The sequence below is a fragment of the Aquimarina sp. EL_43 genome (genome assembly GCF_943422735.1).
In the GTDB taxonomy this organism is placed as follows: Bacteria; Bacteroidota; Bacteroidia; order Flavobacteriales; family Flavobacteriaceae; genus Aquimarina; species Aquimarina megaterium.
This window is the reverse complement of the sequence record NZ_CALSBR010000001.1, coordinates 5,032,858-5,050,305: the sequence shown is the minus strand read 5'-3', so window position 1 is coordinate 5,050,305 and position 17,448 is coordinate 5,032,858. Positions and strand designations below refer to the sequence as shown.

At 33.5% G+C, this 17,448-nt stretch carries 11 protein-coding genes; 6 read left to right on the top strand and 5 right to left on the bottom strand.

Annotated elements, in window-relative coordinates:
* Window positions 1-61: 61 nt before the first annotated feature.
* The 4 genes from NNL09_RS21730 to NNL09_RS21715 all read left to right on the top strand — a co-directional run bounded on the left by NNL09_RS21730 (window position 62) and on the right by NNL09_RS21715 (window position 7,367).
* On the top strand, window positions 62-1,771 hold the full coding sequence (locus NNL09_RS21730) for a cadherin repeat domain-containing protein (RefSeq protein WP_196911314.1): 1,710 nt from the start codon (window positions 62-64) through the stop codon (window positions 1,769-1,771).
* Window positions 1,772-2,089: 318 nt separating this feature from the next.
* Window positions 2,090-3,589, top strand: coding sequence for a BspA family leucine-rich repeat surface protein (locus NNL09_RS21725; protein WP_254514272.1), 1,500 nt, complete (start codon window positions 2,090-2,092; stop codon window positions 3,587-3,589).
* Between the two features lie 291 nt (window positions 3,590-3,880).
* Window positions 3,881-5,692, top strand: a complete 1,812-nt coding sequence (locus tag NNL09_RS21720; protein ID WP_196911312.1) for a BspA family leucine-rich repeat surface protein — start codon at window positions 3,881-3,883, stop codon at window positions 5,690-5,692.
* A 217-nt stretch (window positions 5,693-5,909) separates the two neighbouring features.
* A complete protein-coding gene (locus NNL09_RS21715) occupies window positions 5,910-7,367 on the top strand; it encodes a lipopolysaccharide biosynthesis protein (RefSeq protein ID WP_025665480.1) in 1,458 nt (485 codons plus the stop codon).
* Between the two features lie 64 nt (window positions 7,368-7,431).
* On the opposite strand, the gene NNL09_RS21710 is transcribed toward NNL09_RS21715, so the two are convergent.
* The gene (locus NNL09_RS21710; RefSeq protein WP_196911311.1) at window positions 7,432-8,760 is read right to left on the bottom strand and encodes a hypothetical protein; all 1,329 of its coding nucleotides are present in this window, start codon (window positions 8,758-8,760) and stop codon (window positions 7,432-7,434) included.
* A gap of 237 nt (window positions 8,761-8,997) precedes the next feature.
* Between NNL09_RS21710 and NNL09_RS21705 the strand changes: the two genes are divergently transcribed.
* Entirely contained in the window at window positions 8,998-9,978 is a 981-nt protein-coding gene (locus NNL09_RS21705; protein ID WP_196911310.1) for a hypothetical protein, read from the top strand.
* Window positions 9,979-10,084: 106 nt separating this feature from the next.
* Here the strand turns inward: NNL09_RS21705 and NNL09_RS21700 are convergent, their stop codons facing one another.
* The 3 genes from NNL09_RS21700 to uvrA all read right to left on the bottom strand — a co-directional run bounded on the left by NNL09_RS21700 (window position 10,085) and on the right by uvrA (window position 15,556).
* Entirely contained in the window at window positions 10,085-11,179 is a 1,095-nt protein-coding gene (locus tag NNL09_RS21700) for an amidohydrolase family protein (RefSeq protein ID WP_231389242.1), read from the bottom strand.
* A gap of 492 nt (window positions 11,180-11,671) precedes the next feature.
* The gene (locus NNL09_RS21695; protein ID WP_196911309.1) at window positions 11,672-12,319 is read right to left on the bottom strand and encodes a hypothetical protein; all 648 of its coding nucleotides are present in this window, start codon (window positions 12,317-12,319) and stop codon (window positions 11,672-11,674) included.
* Window positions 12,320-12,775: 456 nt separating this feature from the next.
* A complete protein-coding gene (gene uvrA / locus NNL09_RS21690; RefSeq protein ID WP_196911308.1) occupies window positions 12,776-15,556 on the bottom strand; it encodes an excinuclease ABC subunit UvrA in 2,781 nt (926 codons plus the stop codon).
* 240 nt (window positions 15,557-15,796) lie between these two features.
* On the opposite strand from uvrA, the gene NNL09_RS21685 reads away from it, so the two are divergent.
* A complete protein-coding gene (locus NNL09_RS21685; RefSeq protein WP_024769545.1) occupies window positions 15,797-16,381 on the top strand; it encodes an RNA polymerase sigma factor in 585 nt (194 codons plus the stop codon).
* Between the two features lie 232 nt (window positions 16,382-16,613).
* On the opposite strand, the gene nth is transcribed toward NNL09_RS21685, so the two are convergent.
* A complete protein-coding gene (gene nth, locus NNL09_RS21680; RefSeq protein ID WP_196911307.1) occupies window positions 16,614-17,282 on the bottom strand; it encodes an endonuclease III in 669 nt (222 codons plus the stop codon).
* Between the last annotated feature and the right edge of the window lie 166 nt (window positions 17,283-17,448).

The window sequence follows — 17,448 nt, the reverse complement described above, 5'->3', positions numbered from 1 at the left end:
AAATTAGGGATACTCCTCTGGTTTTTTGATCAGAGCGTAATCTTGATAAATTAATATACAAATGAAGAAACAAAAACAAATTAAGGTAAGTGTGTTGGCTTTATTTATAATAGCCATAATAGTAACAGGATGTAAAAGTGATGACGAAAATGTTGCGCCAATCATAGTGACAACGACTGATTTTACTGCAACCATAGATGAAAACCCAACGGCAGGACAAAATTTAGGGAAAGTAACCGGAAAAGCTAGCCAAGGGGAGGTGTCTTTTACTCTGACCAGTCAGGATCCTAAAAATGCGATGTCTATTGATGCTAAGACAGGAGAACTAAAAGTGAAAGAAGTATCACTGTTTGATTTTGAAGCCCGTACTTCGATTACTGGGGTAGTTACTGTAAAAAGCGGTACAGTTTCAAAGGATGCTAAAATTACGATAGCAATTACAGATGTTGATGAAACTGATCCACCAGCAGTCATTGTAACCACAACCGATTTCAAAACAGAAATAAATGAGAACCCAGAAGATGGACAGAGTATCGGTGTGGTATCTGGAACAGCGAGCGAAGGAGATGTCACTTTTAGCATTACTTCTCAAGAGCCCGCAGACGCTTTAAGTATTAATAGTGCTACAGGAGAATTAAACGTAAAAAATCCATCTTTATTTGATTTTGAAACCCGTACTACCGTTACAGCAGTGGTAAAAGTAATGAGTGGAGAAGTATCAAAAAACGCTGCTGTAAACATAACACTAAAAGATATAGCTGCTAGCTGGAAAATAGTAGGTAATGCAGGATTTTCGGTAGGAAGAACCTATGAACATAGCCTAGTTATTTCTAAAGGAATACCTTATGTTGCGTATGGTGATATTGGTAATCAATTTAAGGCTATGGTAATGAAGTATGAAAATGGTAGTTGGAAACATGTTGGATCAGAAGCTGGGGTTTCTAAAGGAGGAGCGGGTCACCCAAGTTTAAAATTCTATAATGGAATCCCTTATATGGCTTATAGTGATCATAATAGTGAAAGAAAAACTAGCTTGGTAAAGTTTGAAGGAGGAGTATGGAATAATGTTGGTGTTGCCGGTTTTTCTGCTGTTAGAGCATCTCATCAAAGTTTGGCTATTAACAATGGAGTGCCATATGTAGCTTATAGTCAGAATGGGAATGATGGAAAAACTACAGTAATGAAGTTTGAAGCTGATAAATGGATAAATGTAGGTGAAGAAAGGTTTTCTGCAGGTTTTGCCAGTTATCAAAGTTTAGTGATTGATAATAATATTCCTTATGTAGCATATACCGATCAGAATAATGGTAATAAAACTACTGTAATGCATTTTAAAGATGGAAAGTGGAGCAATGTAGGTAATACTGAAGTATCAGCAGGGCGAGCAGAATACCAAAGTATGGTAATTGATAATGGAATACTATATATTGCGTATAAAGATTATGCGAATGGCGGAAAAACAACGGTGATGAAATATGAAAATAATGCTTGGAGTACAGTAGGAAATCCTGGTTTTTCTACACGTTCTGCAAGATATCAAAGTTTAGTGGTTCATAATAATATCCCTTATGTGGCATATATAGATGGAGGTACTGAGGTTACTGTTGTGAAATTTGAAGAAAATAAATGGCAAAAAATAGGAAATGCTGCTGGATATACTCTATCAGAAGCAAGATCTGTAAGTTTGGTAGTTGATAATAACGTACCATACGTTGCATACTCGGATTCTGTAAATGAAAGTAAAACTACTGTGATAAAATTTGATGAATAGTTATTTTTTTGAGTCATTTTATACTTCAAAAAAGTGTTTTTCTGGAAAGGTTGCCATTATTTGGCAACCTTTATTTAAGTAGTGTTTCACTATAGCATTAGTTTTTATAATATCAATTACTACGTGAAAACAAATATCAAATAAAACATAACGAATAACTAACAGGATATACCGAATAAAAAACAACTTCTTTTCGTGATCATCATCTTTCTAGGTTTGTATCAAAATATCAAGTATTAGAAACAAAATTACGTAAGCTCTGAGATTTTCTCTACAGAAAAACCGAGAGTGAGCCTCAAAAAAAGTGATGCAAAAATGATGAAACGAAAACAAGTAAAAGTAAATGTATTGGCACTATCGATGATAGCAATATTGTCTATTGGATGTAGTAAAGACGATGATGTACAACCTCAGGCAGAAACTCCTGGTGAAACCCCAACAGCAGAAGTTAATAAGGCACCAGAGATAAGTGCTCAAACATTTACTGTAGCAGAAGATATTGCAGATGATACAGTTATTGGTAAAATAGCAGCCACAGATCCAGAAAGTAAAGCACTTACATTTACACTTACCAAAAATAGTGATGCTCTTTTTGAGTTAACCGATACAGGAGAATTAAGCCTGGTAGCTAATAAAAAACTGGATTTCGAAACCGTTACTTCGCATACATTAACTGTAGAGGTATCAGATGGTACACATAAAGCTAGTGCAGCTATTACGATTACTGTAGAAAATATAGTAGAACCTTTTATTACGACTTGGAAAACTACCACTGCTAATGAAGAGATTGTTATTGGAATTAATACAGATTTCACCTATGATTTTACTATAGATTGGGGAGATGGAACTGTTGAAAATAACCAAAATACGCTTCCTAGTCATACTTACGTAACACCCAATACGTATACAGTTAAAGTTTCAGGAAAATTTCCTAGTATCTCTATAAACTCGGGAAAAGATGCTCATAAACTACAGACCATAGAACAATGGGGAGATATTGTATGGGAAGTTTTGGATTCCGCTTTTGGTAGTTGTGAAAATATGACATATAATGCTACAGATGTACCTAATCTTTCTAAGGTGACTAGTATGGAATATATGTTTGTAAGTGCTACTTCTTTTAATGGAGATCTAAGCAATTGGGATGTAAGTAATGTAACTAATATGGAAGCTATGTTTAGTCATGCTACATCTTTTACAGGAGATTTAAGTAGTTGGGATGTAAGTAAAGTAACTAATATGGATTATATGTTTAATGATGCTACTTCTTTTAATGGAGATCTAAGTACATGGGATGTAAGTAAGGTTACTAATATGGCATATATGTTTTCTATTGCTAGATCTTTTAACTCAGACCTAAGCAATTGGGATGTGAGTAATGTGACAAATATGAAAAATATGTTTGCGAATACTAATTCTTTTAATAGTGACCTAAGTAGTTGGAATGTAAGTAAAGTAACCAATATGTATGCGATGTTTTCTCGTGCTGGTTCTTTTAATAGTGATCTAAGTAATTGGGATGTAAGTAAAGTGACCAATATGTATGCGATGTTCTGGAATGCTACTTCTTTTACCGGAAATTTAAGCAATTGGGATGTGAGTAAGGTAACCAATATGGAAGCTATGCTTAGTAACACAAAAATATCTACAGCAAATTATGATGCATTACTTACCAAATGGTCAGCTTTACCAGGTTTACAACCTAATGTTACTTTTGGAGTAGAAGGATTGGTTTATTGTGATGCATATGCAGCTAGAAGTACATTAATAAACGATAAGAATTGGACACTCACTGGTGATAGTAGTTGTCCTAGATAGGTAATTGAGGGAAATTTGTAAAAAAGATAGGTTGTCTGATCAGACAACCTATTTTTTTATCAGGTTTTGAATGCTCTATATTTAAACCACTTCAATATCTGAATACTACAGATATCAAATAAACCGTAGCGAATATCCAACAGTGTATAGCGAATACAAAACAACTTCTTTTCGTGATAAACATCTTGCTAGGTTTGCATCAAAATATCAATTATTAGAAACAAAATTACGTAAGCTCTTCAGGTTTTCTTTTTTTGAAACCTGAGCATGCGCCTCAAAAAAAATGTACAAATGAAGAAACGAAAACAAATTAAAGTAAGCGTATTGGCCATGCTAATGATGGTCGTACTATCTGTTGGATGTAGTAAAGATGATGACGCGCAACCACAACCTGTGGTTAATAAAGCACCAGTGATTAGTGCTCAAACATTTACTGTTGCCGAAAATATTGCTGATGATGTAGTTATTGGTACTGTAGCAGCAACAGACCCAGAACAAGCTTCGATTACTTTCGAGCTTACCCAAAATAGTAATGATCTTTTTGAGTTAACCGATGCAGGAGAATTAAGCTTGGTAGCGGGTAAAAAACTTGATTTTGAAACAAATGCTACCTATACAATTACCGTAGAAGTATCAGATGGTACGCATAAAGCTAGTGCAGAGATTACTATTTCTTTAGAAAATGTAGCAGAACCTTTTATTACAACCTGGAAAACTACAGCTGCTAATGAAGAAATTATTTTTCAACTTAATGATGAGTTAACTTATAATTTTACCATTGATTGGGGTGATGGAACCATAGAGGCTAATGTAACAACTACCCCGAAGCATACCTATGTAGAACCAGGAGTGCATACTGTTTCTGTTTCTGGAGTATTACCAGCAGTTCAATTTAAAGATAAACCTGGTGAAGTTGAAGGAGATGGTGCTGCTTCAAATGCTGCAAAATTAGAAACAATAGAGCAGTGGGGAGACAATGAATGGGAGTCTTTTGCCGAAGCTTTTATCTTTTGCGAAAATATGACTTATAATGCCAAGGATATACCAAATTTATCAAAGGTAACAGAATTGCATTCTATGTTTTATGGTTGTGCTAAGTTTAATGGGGATATTAATAATTGGGATGTGAGTACCATAACTACTATGAGAAGAATGTTCTCTAACACCAGTTCTTTTAACAAAGATCTCGATCAATGGGATGTTAGTAATGTAACAGACATGAGAGGAATGTTTTCTAATGCCACTTTATTTAATGGCAATATAAGTACATGGAATGTTGGTAAGGTAGAAAAAATGAGCTCTATGTTCTTTAAAGCTACTTCTTTTAATGGAAACATAAGTGCATGGAATGTGGGTAAGGTAACTAATATGAGTAGTATGTTTAATGGTTCTACTGCTTTTAATGGTGATATAAACCAGTGGAACGTTGGTAGTGTAACTGATATGGGATCAATGTTTAGCGAAGCTACTTCTTTTAATAAAGATCTTAGTAATTGGAACGTAGCTAATGTAACAAGTATGAGATATATGTTTGCTATAGCTTCATCTTTTAATCAAGATCTTAGTAAATGGGATGTGAGCAATGTAACCACTATGGAACAGATGTTTTCTGGAGCCGTTGCTTTTAATGGAGAAATAAATATTTGGGATGTGAGTAATGTAACATTAATGGCTGGGATGTTTTCTAATGCTACCTCTTTTAATGGAGATATTGGTAAATGGAATGTGAGTAAGGTTACTAATATGATGTTTATGTTTTCTAATGCTACCTCTTTTAATGCATATCTTGGTAATTGGAATGTGAGTAATGTGGCCTTTATGAGAGGGTTGTTTTACAAAGCGACTTCCTTTAATCAAGATCTTAGAAAATGGGATGTAAGTAAGGTAACAGTTATGGATAGAATGCTAGACGATACTAATCTTTCTAATGACAATTATGATAATTTATTAATCGAATGGTCCAAATTACCAAACATACAATCTAATGTAACTTTAGGAGCAAAAGGTCTAGAGTATTGTAATGGTAATGTAGAAAGGAACACTTTAATAGTCGTAAAAGGTTGGACTATTATAGGGGATGTGGCTAAGATTTGCCCTAGATAAAATATGAATATAACCATTGTGCATTAAAAAATCTCAAAAGCACAACGGGTAGAATATATTGTAATTAATTAAAAGAGGTTGTTATTTTTAACAACCTCTTTTTGTGTTATAAATTGATGAAAGTGTTTTTCTTCAGTTTATAAAAAAATATCATGTTACCACTAATCTCGTATTTTGTACTTTTAAGCTTTAAAATTAAAACGATCAAAAAACAATAATGGGAGTAGTTGTTAATCAAACCATACGAAATATTGTTATTACTTGTATGGGGTTTGGTATTGGAGCCATAAATACATTGTTCTTATTCACCAATTTTATGGACGAAGAACATTATGGATTGATCTCTTACCTGATTACAGCTTCAAATCTAATATGGCCTCTAATGGCATTTGGTGTACATAACACCCTGGTAAAATTTTTTTCATCGTACTCTGATCGAGAACAACAAGATAGCTTTCTAACCATGATGTTGATCTTGCCATTATTGATAGCTCTAATTCTTGGAGTAATAGGTTTGTTTTTCTATACTACAATTCTGGACTTATTTAGTAATAAAAATACGATAGTACAACCTTATGTGTGGACTATTTTTATTCTGGCATTTGCAATGTCTTATTTTGAAGTGTTTTTTGCATGGTCTAAAGTAAAGCTGAAGAGTGTATTCGGAAACATCATGAAAGAGTTATTTTTAAGACTATGTATAAGTATTCTTTTGTTTTTGGTATATTTTGAAGTTCTAACGGTTGAGCAATTCGTATATGCACTCATGAGTGTATATGTATTACGTACTGGGATTATGCAAGCATATGCAATGAAGCTTCACCGTTTTAAACCACAGTTCTCATTACCCGATAATTATATTTCTGTACTTAAATACTCTGGATTGATATTGATTGCCGGCTCTGTGGCTACCTTATTAATTGATTTGGATAAGACGATGATAGAACGCTATCTTCTTATAGAAAATGTAGCTAAATATGGTATATGTGCTTATATCGCTAGTGTGATTATTATTCCTTCTAGAGCCATGCATCAGATTACGTACCCATTAACCGCTAAATTAATTAACGAAAAGGCAAAAGATCAATTGCGAGATTTGTATAAAAAAAGCTCTTTAAACCTTTTGGTGACCAGCGGGTTACTTTTTGTATTGATTACTTGTAATGTACATCAGCTTTTCGAAATTATTCCTGATGAGTATGAACTGTTTATCTGGGTTGTGATTTTGATTGGAAGCGCTAAATTATTCGATAACCTTTTAGGAAATAATAATGCAATTCTATATAGTTCGGATTATTACAGAATGGTATTATACATAGGAGTAGGGATGGCAATTCTTACTGTTATACTTAATATGCTTTGGATTCCTGCTTTTGGAGTTACGGGTGCAGCTATTGCTACAGGCATTGCAGTGTTTTGTTATAACTTTGCTAAGTTATGGATTGTCTATGCTAAATTTGGGATGCATCCATTTTCGAAAAAAACAGCTTTGGCATTAATGCTAATTATAGCTTTTGTTTTTGGATTTTATTTTTGGGAATTACCGTTTCATCCGATTCTTAATATCATTTTTAAAAGCATTATAATTGGCCTGGCATATGCTATTGTTTTTTATTTCCTGAAAGTATCTGTAGATATTAACAATTTAATACAGAAAATCCCTCGAGATGCTTAAAGCATACTACTCTGAGGGATTTTCCAACTAACCAACCAAAAAATTTAATGTCTTATATGTCTTCTTAGCTTCTACTTCTGCTGCTACGAGAACGAGAATTGTTTGATCTCGATGCTCTGCTAGAAGTATTACTTCTTTGTCTATTTGTTGTTGTTCTGGATCTATTTGTTCTCTTACTATTATATTGACTGTTATTAGAACGTTTTGTTACATTACCAGAGTAATTTCTACCAGAACTTCTTTGTCTTTGAACCTGATTTGTCTTTGCAACAGCACTACGGGATCTACTACTTCTGTCGTACTTAGGTCTGTTGGTTACAGCACTTCGGGTTCTTTGCTGAGTTGACTGAACTCTTTGTCCAGAAGGTGTACTTCTATTGTTTGATTGTACTCTCTGTCTGGTCTGTGTATTTCTACTCGTTGTACGTGTTCTTGTATTTGGCGTTACAGAACGTGTTCTGTTTATGTTTCCAACCTTATTGTTATTCGATCTACTTCTGGTAGTAGTTCTGGTACCATAATTATTTGATCTACTTCTAGCACTACTTCTGGTACTATAATTGTTTGATCTGCTACGAGTCGCATTACTTTTATTGTAATTAGATCTGCTGCGAGCTACTCTACTATAGTTACGATCATTTCTTTTATACATTGCTGTTCTATGATCTCTTGTTCTATAATTGGTGCTTCTGGCACGAGAACCTCTATACCCTCTGTTATAACTTGATACTCTACTATTAGGTCTGTAATAATTACGACTTCTATAGGGTCTGCTGTAATAGCCATTATAATAATTAGTTCTGTAAACGGTATATGAACATCTATATGGAGTATAATATCTTCTGTATGGTCTCTGATATACAATACATCTACTTACTACCGGTACTGTAAAATAAGCGTGAAACGGTCTGTATTCGTAAAATCTGTTATAGCGGTTAATATAGCCTGTACAGTTTAAGAAATTTCCGTAGCTGTTATAATGAACATATAATCCACCAACTCTAGAAATACGACCATAATTGTTATAATTAATGTAAATATCTCCTGCTTGTACAATTCTACCATAATAATCATAAAAGATAGGTACATCTTCTATTTGCACTACAGCTCCATAATCATCATATTGTACATAAGCGTCATAATCATACCCAGAATTAAAACTTATATTTACTCCCGGCGCATTAACTCCAATACTTACACCACTTCTTTGACCATTGATATAAAAATCAAATTGACCATCTGCATATACCGAAAAATCAATTCCTCCTTCTGAGAAAATAAATGATTTTCCATAATTATAATATCTAGCAGACGATTCTGTATTCGTTTCTGAAGCGCTAGCAGTAAATGAAGCTAACAATAAGCCTGTAAAAAGTAAAACAAAATTTTTCATAATCTGTGGTTTTAAAATGAGAATAGAAATTAATTTTTCATTCTCAATTTTATAGTATCAAGCAGTGTGCCAAAAAGTTAAATACCTGTAAAACAGTGGCTTGTGTTTTTTAGAATATTTAAAGTTGTTATCGAAATTGTAGACTATCCAGGAAAAAAATATAAAATATATTCATAATAGGGGTAACAATATTCTTTCTGTATTGATATGAAGGCGTAAACTTTAAAAATTAAGATGATGAATACGTTAAAGAATATATTCGGAATGATAATGGTATTATTAACTGCTTTTTTGATAAGTAGTTGTTCAAAAAATGATGATGAACTGATACCACAACAAGACATTCTTGGTTATCAAGATATCCTGGGGTTTTATGAGGCACATGGTGTACAAAAACAAGATTTTACGGTTGATGCAACTACAGGAGGTACTATTACCGGAGAGGATGGGACTAAAGTGATTTTTCCTCCAAATTCATTGGTTGATAGTGATGGAAATTTAATTAATGGTACAGTAGATGTTTCTATTAGAGAGATATTTACGGCTAGTCAAATGATTTTATCAAATAAACCTACTAATGCAGTTAATTTTTCTGATGAAAATACCTTTCTTCTTTCTGAAGGAGAGACCGAGGTTGTGGTTACTCAAAACGGAAATTCTCTGGATATGGCACCAGGTACATTTTACCAGGTTCAGGTTCCATCTACGGGAGGTGTTGATAATGATATGCTTCCTTTTGCTGGTACTGTAACAAATGATGGCGGTATTGTTTGGAATGCTACAGGAGATATTGGAATTGGTAATGGTACAAGTGGTATTGCATATAATGCAGCTCCGTCTTCTTATATCTATGATGTATTTGATATTGGATGGTCAAATTGCGATAAGTTTTATGCATATCCAGGGGCAAAAACCACAAATTATATCAATTTAACTAATAGCCCCAATGCTGCAGAAACTGCTGTGTATTTGGTCTTTAAAGAAAATAACTTGCCTGCTGTTGTTAAAATCTTTAATGCTGGGACTCCAATCATACAAAGCTATACAGATTCTTTACCAGTTGGACTGGCAGTTACTTATGTAGCAATTACTATAGAAAATAATCAACAGTATTTAGCCATTAAAAATGTGACTATCTCTGAAGAAGAAGAGCTTTCGTTTACTTTTGAACCCAAAACTACGCAAGAAATTTTGGATGTCCTGGCATTATTAGATTAATAGTATAATTGGTTTATGGTTTGGATTGATATACAAAATATCACATGTACGATATTTTGTATATCAATTGTATTTTGATAAGAAAATCTAACAAATCGCTTATTTTCTATTTTGGAAATAAGCTTTTATCAATATTGGGTATAACCTTTAATGCATTTTTATAATACAGCTTTTTTAATACTTCATCATCAAGATCTAATCCATACATTTTCCAGAACGCATGATATCTTTTGTAGTAAGGAAAATACTCATCGTCTGATTCTAAAACCCTGAAGTAGGTATAATACTCTTCGGGATTCCAAGAGTCTTTTCCAAACATTACTCTATCCTGGTATTTGGTAAGGAAAGCTTTTGCGTTACGAGGCTGCCTACCTAATTCTGCTATAACTGCTCCAATTTCGCTATACATATTAGGTATTTCATCCATAAGTTTTGCAAGTTTTGCCAGGTTGTTTCCGTACCAACCTAAATGTGCATTGATAAATTTGGTGTTTTTATGTTTTTTAAAAATATTGTGTTGTTCTTGTATAATGGTTTCCCAGGAACCGGTTACTTTGGAATCTCTTTTTCTTCTTGATCGCAGTTTAAGTTCTAGCCAACGCTCATTTTTATTATCATGTGCATCCCAAAATGATTTTGGATCTGCAGAATGTATCAAAACCGGGATACCTAGCTCACCACATTTTTCCCATACAGCTCCTATTCTAGGGTCGTCTATCTTAATGCGATTACCTTTACTATCCTTATTATCCATCCCTTGGCTTTTATAGATTTTTAATCCGTTGGCTCCCATGGCTACATCTTTTTCTATTTGAGCAACTGTTTTTTCTGTCCAACCAGGTTCATCTATTCCTTTAAGGTCAATATTTGTAAATACGATAAATCTATTTGGGAAATTAGTTTTAACATTTTCTAGTGATTTGATAAGATGTTCATCAGACCCTCGACCTCTTCCTGATAGATTTACCATAACCCTCATGTTTAGTTTATCCATTTCGGTAACAACATCCTGCAGATTTTGGGTTGGCATTCTAAATTGATGGTTATGAACATCGATAAAAGGGAATTTTGCTTTTTTAATTTCTGTCTCGGGAACGACTAGAGTAGAGGGCGGGTCGTAGTCTTCGAATTGCATTTTTTGAGCATTTATTGATGCACTAATCATTATAAAAAAGAATAGAAAAGTTTTATAGAAATTCATGTTTTTTGATTTGATATTTTAGTAAAGTGATTACTCTAGATGAGTATATGGTATAAATATATAATATTCGTGCTGTCTTGAAAAAAGGTTAACAACACTTTAAACCCGAATTCTACATTAGAAAATTTATTACACCTTGAAATTACTGCAAAATATACCGTTGTACTACATTTTTCAGTGTAACCATAGCCCTTCGATAAACTCAGGGTAAACTGCTATGCTAAAACTAAGAAAATGTCATGTTTTATGATACTTTTAAGCCTTATAACGAAGTTCTAATGTAGAATACGGGTTAAATTTAAGTCAGAAATGAGATTAATCAATTGTATGTGTTTTGCGTTAGGGATAGTAGTGTAAATCCCACAGTGCGCAATAGCGTGCGAGGAATTGCAACGGATAGCCCGCCCGAACGCCCTAAATAAAAAACCCCGCTACCAAATATTCCTGGCAACGGGGTTTAAACAACTAACCAATCTTTATACGTTCTATTTTCTAATCATCATCGTTATCACTATATCTTTTTTTTCTTTTTCTATTTTTATAATAATGGTCATCATCATCATCATTATGTTTATAATGTTTAGATTTCCAATTTCGGTTATAGTATGGGGAATGCGTGATCGAACATCCGTCTATTCCACAATACCCACAACCATCATAATGAACATTACCTTCTACATACTTTATTCGCCCATATTTTTTATAGTAGATATGTAGTCCTCCTATTTGATATACTAATCCTCTTCTGTTATATCGCATAGATACCGAACCTATTCTACGTACTCTATTGTATCGGTCATACGTAATATAATTACGTCCTACCTTTTTTAGTCTACCGTAATAATCATATCTAATGAAGTTATTATAGTTTCTGCGATGTGCATATGAACCTGGTGTATTATATACATTACGATTCCAGTTTCTATGATGGGATCTACCTCTTCTTTTAATGATTCTGTAATCGATGTCTCCTTCTGGATAGACAAAAAACTTTACTCCGCCCTCTACAAATACAATGGGTTGTGCATGGTGATAGCGTTTTGTAACCCTATCCTGGTGATCCGAGTGTTTTTGGTCGGTCGCTTGTGCAGTTGTTCCTACTAGTAATAATACTGCAATAAAAAGTATCATTTTTTTCATAACTTACATGTTTTGGGTTCATGCCTACTCATTAGCTTTTCGGCTTCCGCTATTTGATAAGTAGTGTTTCAAATGGCGTGCCAAAAATTGGAAAGAAATTGAGAATTGATTGTAATTAATTGGTTTTTAGAATGTTATTTTTTTGAAAAAGTATTTTCGCTCTCTATGATCTTGAGTAAAGAAATGGTAGTTGATAATTCTATCTTGATTGGTTGTAGAGATTGGAGTTATAAAAATTTATATAAATTCTGGTTGGATTTTTAAGTGAACACTATTTTATAAAATAGTATTCAAAATACTTTGAATTTGCATGTTCTGGTAGGTTGTATTGATTTCGGATTAGTGAAATGTGTAACAAATTGCCCTATTGTATACTACATAATTACGAACTAAGAAGTATTAGAACGTACAACGGGTTAGAGTGGCATTACTTTTGATAAGAAAATATCGCTAAAATTATAACTTCTCCTTCAAATATTCTCCTGTATACGATCCTTTGATTTTTACAATTTCTTCGGGTGTGCCTTCTGCAACGATATTGCCTCCATTTTTACCACCTTCTAGTCCAAGATCAATTATATAATCGGCACATTTTACAAGGTCTAGATTGTGCTCTATTACTAAGATAGAATGTCCTTTTGCAATCAATTCATTAAAAGATTTGAGTAATTTTTTGATATCATGAAAATGAAGTCCTGTAGTAGGTTCATCAAAGATAAATAATGCTTTGTCTTTGGTATTTCCTTTTACCAAAAAGGAAGCAAGTTTAATTCGTTGAGCTTCACCACCAGAAAGAGTAGAAGAACTCTGCCCTAATTGTACATATCCCAGGCCTACATCTTGTAGAGGTTGGAGTTTCCTCTGTATTTTGGTTTGATTATGATCAGAAAAGAAATCAATAGCATTATCTATGGTCATCGAGAGTACATCATGAATGTTTTTATCATGAAATGTTACTTCGAGAACATCTTTTTTAAAGCGTTTTCCGGCACAGGTTTCACATTCAAGATGTACATCGGCCATAAACTGCATCTCTATGGTAACTTCTCCTTCTCCTTTACAGGTTTCGCATCGACCACCATCTACATTAAAAGAAAAGTGTTTTGCTTTATAGTTACGAATGCCGGATAATTTTTGGGAAGCAAATAAATTACGGATATCATCGTAGGCTTTAATGTAAGTAACAGGATTAGAGCGCGAGGATCTACCAATTGGGTTTTGATCTACAAACTCTACATGTTTTATATTACTATAATTGCCTTTAAGTTCTGTAAACTGTCCGGCTTTTTCTCCGTATCCTCCTAATTGTTTGAGCAAAGAAGGGTAAATGATTTTTTTGACAAGTGTACTCTTACCACTACCAGATACTCCTGTAATAGCTGTAAAGACTCCAAGAGGAACTTTTACGTCTATATTTTTTAGGTTATTCTCACGTGCACCTATGATTTCGACATAGTATTTTGAAGTTCTTCGGGTTTTAGGAACTTCGATTTCTAGAGCTCCATTAAGGTATTTTGCGGTAAGAGAATCTGCTTTCAGGATTTGGTCAAAAGCACCTGTTGCAACTACATGACCACCATAAGTACCTGCTTCGGGACCTATATCGATGATTTCATCGGCAGCTTTCATAATATCCTCATCGTGCTCTACGACAATTACAGTATTTCCTAAATCACGAAGGGATTGTAGTACTTTAATAAGCTTTTCGGTATCTTTTGGATGTAGTCCTATACTAGGTTCATCAAGGATATACATAGAACCAACGAGACTACTTCCTAGTGAGGTTGCCAGGTTAATACGTTGTGACTCTCCTCCGGATAGTGTATTCGATTTACGATTAAGCGTTAAGTATTCTAGTCCTACATTTTGTAAAAATTCTAATCGACTATTAATTTCTTTAAGAAGACGCTTAGCAATTTTGGCATCATATTCATTAAGAGTGATGTTTTTAAAGAAATCTGCTAATTCGTTTAAAGGTTTCTCTACCAAATCTGTTACTGTAGCTCCATCAATTTTTACATAGTTTGCTTCTGTACGCAAGCGCTTTCCTTTGCAGGTGTTACATTTCGTTTTTCCGCGATAGCGAGAAAGCATTACCCGATTCTGAATTTTATAAGCTTTGGCTTCTAGTTCTTTAAAGAAGCTGGTGATACCTTCAAAATATTCATTTCCTTTCCATAGTAGTTCTCTATCCTGATCTGATAATTCGAAATACGGTTTATGAATAGGGAAATCAAATTTATAGGCACTATTTACCAATTGCTCTTTATACCACCCCATGCTATCACCTTTCCAGGGAAAAACTGCTCCTTCAAATACACTTAATGCAGTATTTGGGATAACAAGATCTTCATCGATACCAATTACATCACCATAACCTTCGCATTCTGGACAGGCACCATACGGATTATTAAAACTAAATAAATGTATATTTGGTTCTAAGAAAGAGAGTCCGTCTAACTCAAATTTATTACTAAATTGTCTTAGGTTACCTTCTTTTAATGTTTCGATAAAACAAGTGCCTTTACCTTCAAAAAAAGCAGAACCAATAGCATCTGCCAAGCGATTATAAAAATCTTCTTCATCTCTTTTTACAATACGATCGACAACCAGATAAAAATCATCTTTTTCTTGTATAGATGCATCTTCTATCCTGGTTACAGTACCATTGTTTTTTATACGTGCATATCCTTGTTGTTGTAATACTTTTAATTTTCCTTCCAGTGTACGACCTTCTTCGATATGAATAGGAGAGAGGAGTAATAGTTTTTCGCCGTCTTCAAAAGATTTTATGTATTCGATAACATCGGTTACTCTATCTTTTTTTACCTGGTTACCCGTGATAGGGGAATAGGTTTTACCTATTCTGGCAAAAAGTAATTTTAAATAATCATATATTTCTGTAGTAGTACCGACAGTAGATCTTGGATTGGTAGAGTTTACTTTTTGCTCTATTGCAATTGCTGGAGCTATACCTTTTATATAATCTACTTTGGGCTTATTAAGACGACCTAAAAACTGTCTGGCATAGGACGAAAGGCTTTCTACATATCTGCGTTGTCCTTCGGCATACAAAGTATCAAAAGCTAAACTAGATTTACCAGAACCGGATAATCCTGTAATGACTACTAATTTGTTTCTAGGAATAACGGCATCTAAATCTTTCAGGTTGTGAAGTTTAGCTCCTTTAATAATTATATTCTCTTTTGGATCTAAGGTTGTAATGTCTTGAATCATAGTAAATATGCGGTAAGAGCGCAAAGATAAGGATTACTAAACAAGTATTATAACCAATATAGATTGAAAGTTTAGTTAAAAAAATTAACAAGAAATTGTTTGAAATTCAATGAATGTTATTATATTAGCCCCTAATTAAGGAACCAAAATTTAAACAAAACTGCCTATAGCATACCTTTACTTTAAAAGTTTAACATAGCACGAGCCCCACGCTTGTTTGTACTAAATAATAGTCAAGGTATGAAAAATTACACCCTAACAGACGCAGTTCTGGTTAATAACTACATCAAAGGAGACGAATGTGCTCTTTCTGTCCTTATCGAACGTCATAAGCAACGTATTTACAGTTTTATTTATTCAAAAGTTTTTGATAGAGATGTCTCTGAAGATATTTTTCAGGATACCTTCATTAAAGTAATCCGAACATTAAAAAACGGAAAATATAACGAAGAAGGGAAGTTTCTTCCTTGGGTAATGCGTATTGCCCATAATTTGGTAATTGATCACTTTAGAAAAGGAAATCGTATGCCAAAATTCGAAGATAATGGAGAGTTTAGTATTTTTTCTGTAATTAGTGATGGAAATCTAAATGCCGAAAAGAGATTAATAAAAGATCAGGTAGAAGAAGATTTGCGTAATTTGATTCAGGAATTACCAGATGACCAGAAAGAAGTTTTAATAATGCGTATGTATAGAGACATGAGTTTTAAAGAAATATCTGATAAAACTGGTGTAAGTATAAACACTGCTCTTGGTAGAATGCGATATGCTTTAATTAATTTAAGAAAAGTAATAGAAAAAAATAATATTGTTTTAACAAATTAATAACTTTTTTATACAATAAAGCAGAATTAGTGCCGTTATCCTTATATAACCCTTTAATTTAAGATTATATAATATGGCAAAATTTTACTTTAAGTCTTCTAAAAAAGAAGAAAAACATTTAGTACCAAGCAGAAGAACAATAGATTTTCTTCTAAACTATTCAAAATCGTTACAGGTTGTAGAGTATAACAATCTTAAGTTTGAAACGATTTTAAATTAAACTTATAAAGGCCTATTTTTTAATAGGCCTTTTTGCTTTTTGATACTCGTCTAAAACAGTTTTCCTGCCTATAGTTTTGGTAATAATATCTTTATCAAGATCCCAGCCTCTAGCAGGAGAATATTCTCTACCGTACCATATGATTTGAAGATGCAGGTCGTTCCATAATTCTTTTGGGAATAACCTCTTGGCATCTTTTTCGGTTTGCGTAACATTTTTACCATTAGTAAAACCCCATCTGTACATTAATCTATGAATATGTGTATCTACAGGAAATGCAGGTACACCAAATGCTTGTGACATCACTACACTAGCAGTTTTATGACCAACAGCAGGCAAAGCTTCCAGGGCCTCAAAACTTTGAGGAACCTCTCCGTTATGACTATCAATAAGAATCTGAGACAATCCATGGATTCCTTTGGATTTCATAGGACTTAACCCAACTGGTCTTATGATTTCCCGAATTTCTTCTACAGATAATTTTACCATTGCATAGGGGTTATCTGCTCTGTCGAATAGGAGTGGTGTGATTTGGTTCACTCTTACATCTGTACTTTGTGCGCTCATTAGTACTGCAATAAGTAAAGTGTATGGATCTTTATGATCTAATGGGATTGGTATTTTGGGATATAATTCCTGTAGTGTCTTAATAGTAAAATCTACCTTTTCCTGTTTGGTCATATTACAAAATTAATTTGCAATAAAGTTAAAAATAAAATTAGTAGCTAAGGTTTAATATTTCGAAAATAGAAGATATTTCAGTTATATGATTCAAAACAATACTTTGCTACGCTTATACATTTGCTCTGGTCGTTTATATCATAATCTCATTCACTTATAAAACAAC

Excerpts from the sequence above, each read along its gene's own strand:
- NNL09_RS21700 (WP_231389242.1), bottom strand. The coding sequence starts at position 11,179 with ATGAATTTCTATAAAACTTTTCTATTCTTTTTTATAATGATTAGTGCA.
- NNL09_RS21695 (WP_196911309.1), bottom strand. The coding sequence starts at position 12,319 with ATGAAAAAAATGATACTTTTTATTGCAGTATTATTACTAGTAGGAACA.
- NNL09_RS21725 (WP_254514272.1), top strand. The coding sequence starts at position 2,090 with ATGAAACGAAAACAAGTAAAAGTAAATGTATTGGCACTATCGATGATA.
- nth (WP_196911307.1), bottom strand. The coding sequence starts at position 17,282 with ATGACCAAACAGGAAAAGGTAGATTTTACTATTAAGACACTACAGGAA.
- NNL09_RS21710 (WP_196911311.1), bottom strand. The coding sequence starts at position 8,760 with ATGAAAAATTTTGTTTTACTTTTTACAGGCTTATTGTTAGCTTCATTT.
- NNL09_RS21715 (WP_025665480.1), top strand. The coding sequence starts at position 5,910 with ATGGGAGTAGTTGTTAATCAAACCATACGAAATATTGTTATTACTTGT.
- NNL09_RS21705 (WP_196911310.1), top strand. The coding sequence starts at position 8,998 with ATGAATACGTTAAAGAATATATTCGGAATGATAATGGTATTATTAACT.
- NNL09_RS21685 (WP_024769545.1), top strand. The coding sequence starts at position 15,797 with ATGAAAAATTACACCCTAACAGACGCAGTTCTGGTTAATAACTACATC.
- NNL09_RS21720 (WP_196911312.1), top strand. The coding sequence starts at position 3,881 with ATGAAGAAACGAAAACAAATTAAAGTAAGCGTATTGGCCATGCTAATG.
- uvrA (WP_196911308.1), bottom strand. The coding sequence starts at position 15,556 with ATGATTCAAGACATTACAACCTTAGATCCAAAAGAGAATATAATTATT.
- NNL09_RS21730 (WP_196911314.1), top strand. The coding sequence starts at position 62 with ATGAAGAAACAAAAACAAATTAAGGTAAGTGTGTTGGCTTTATTTATA.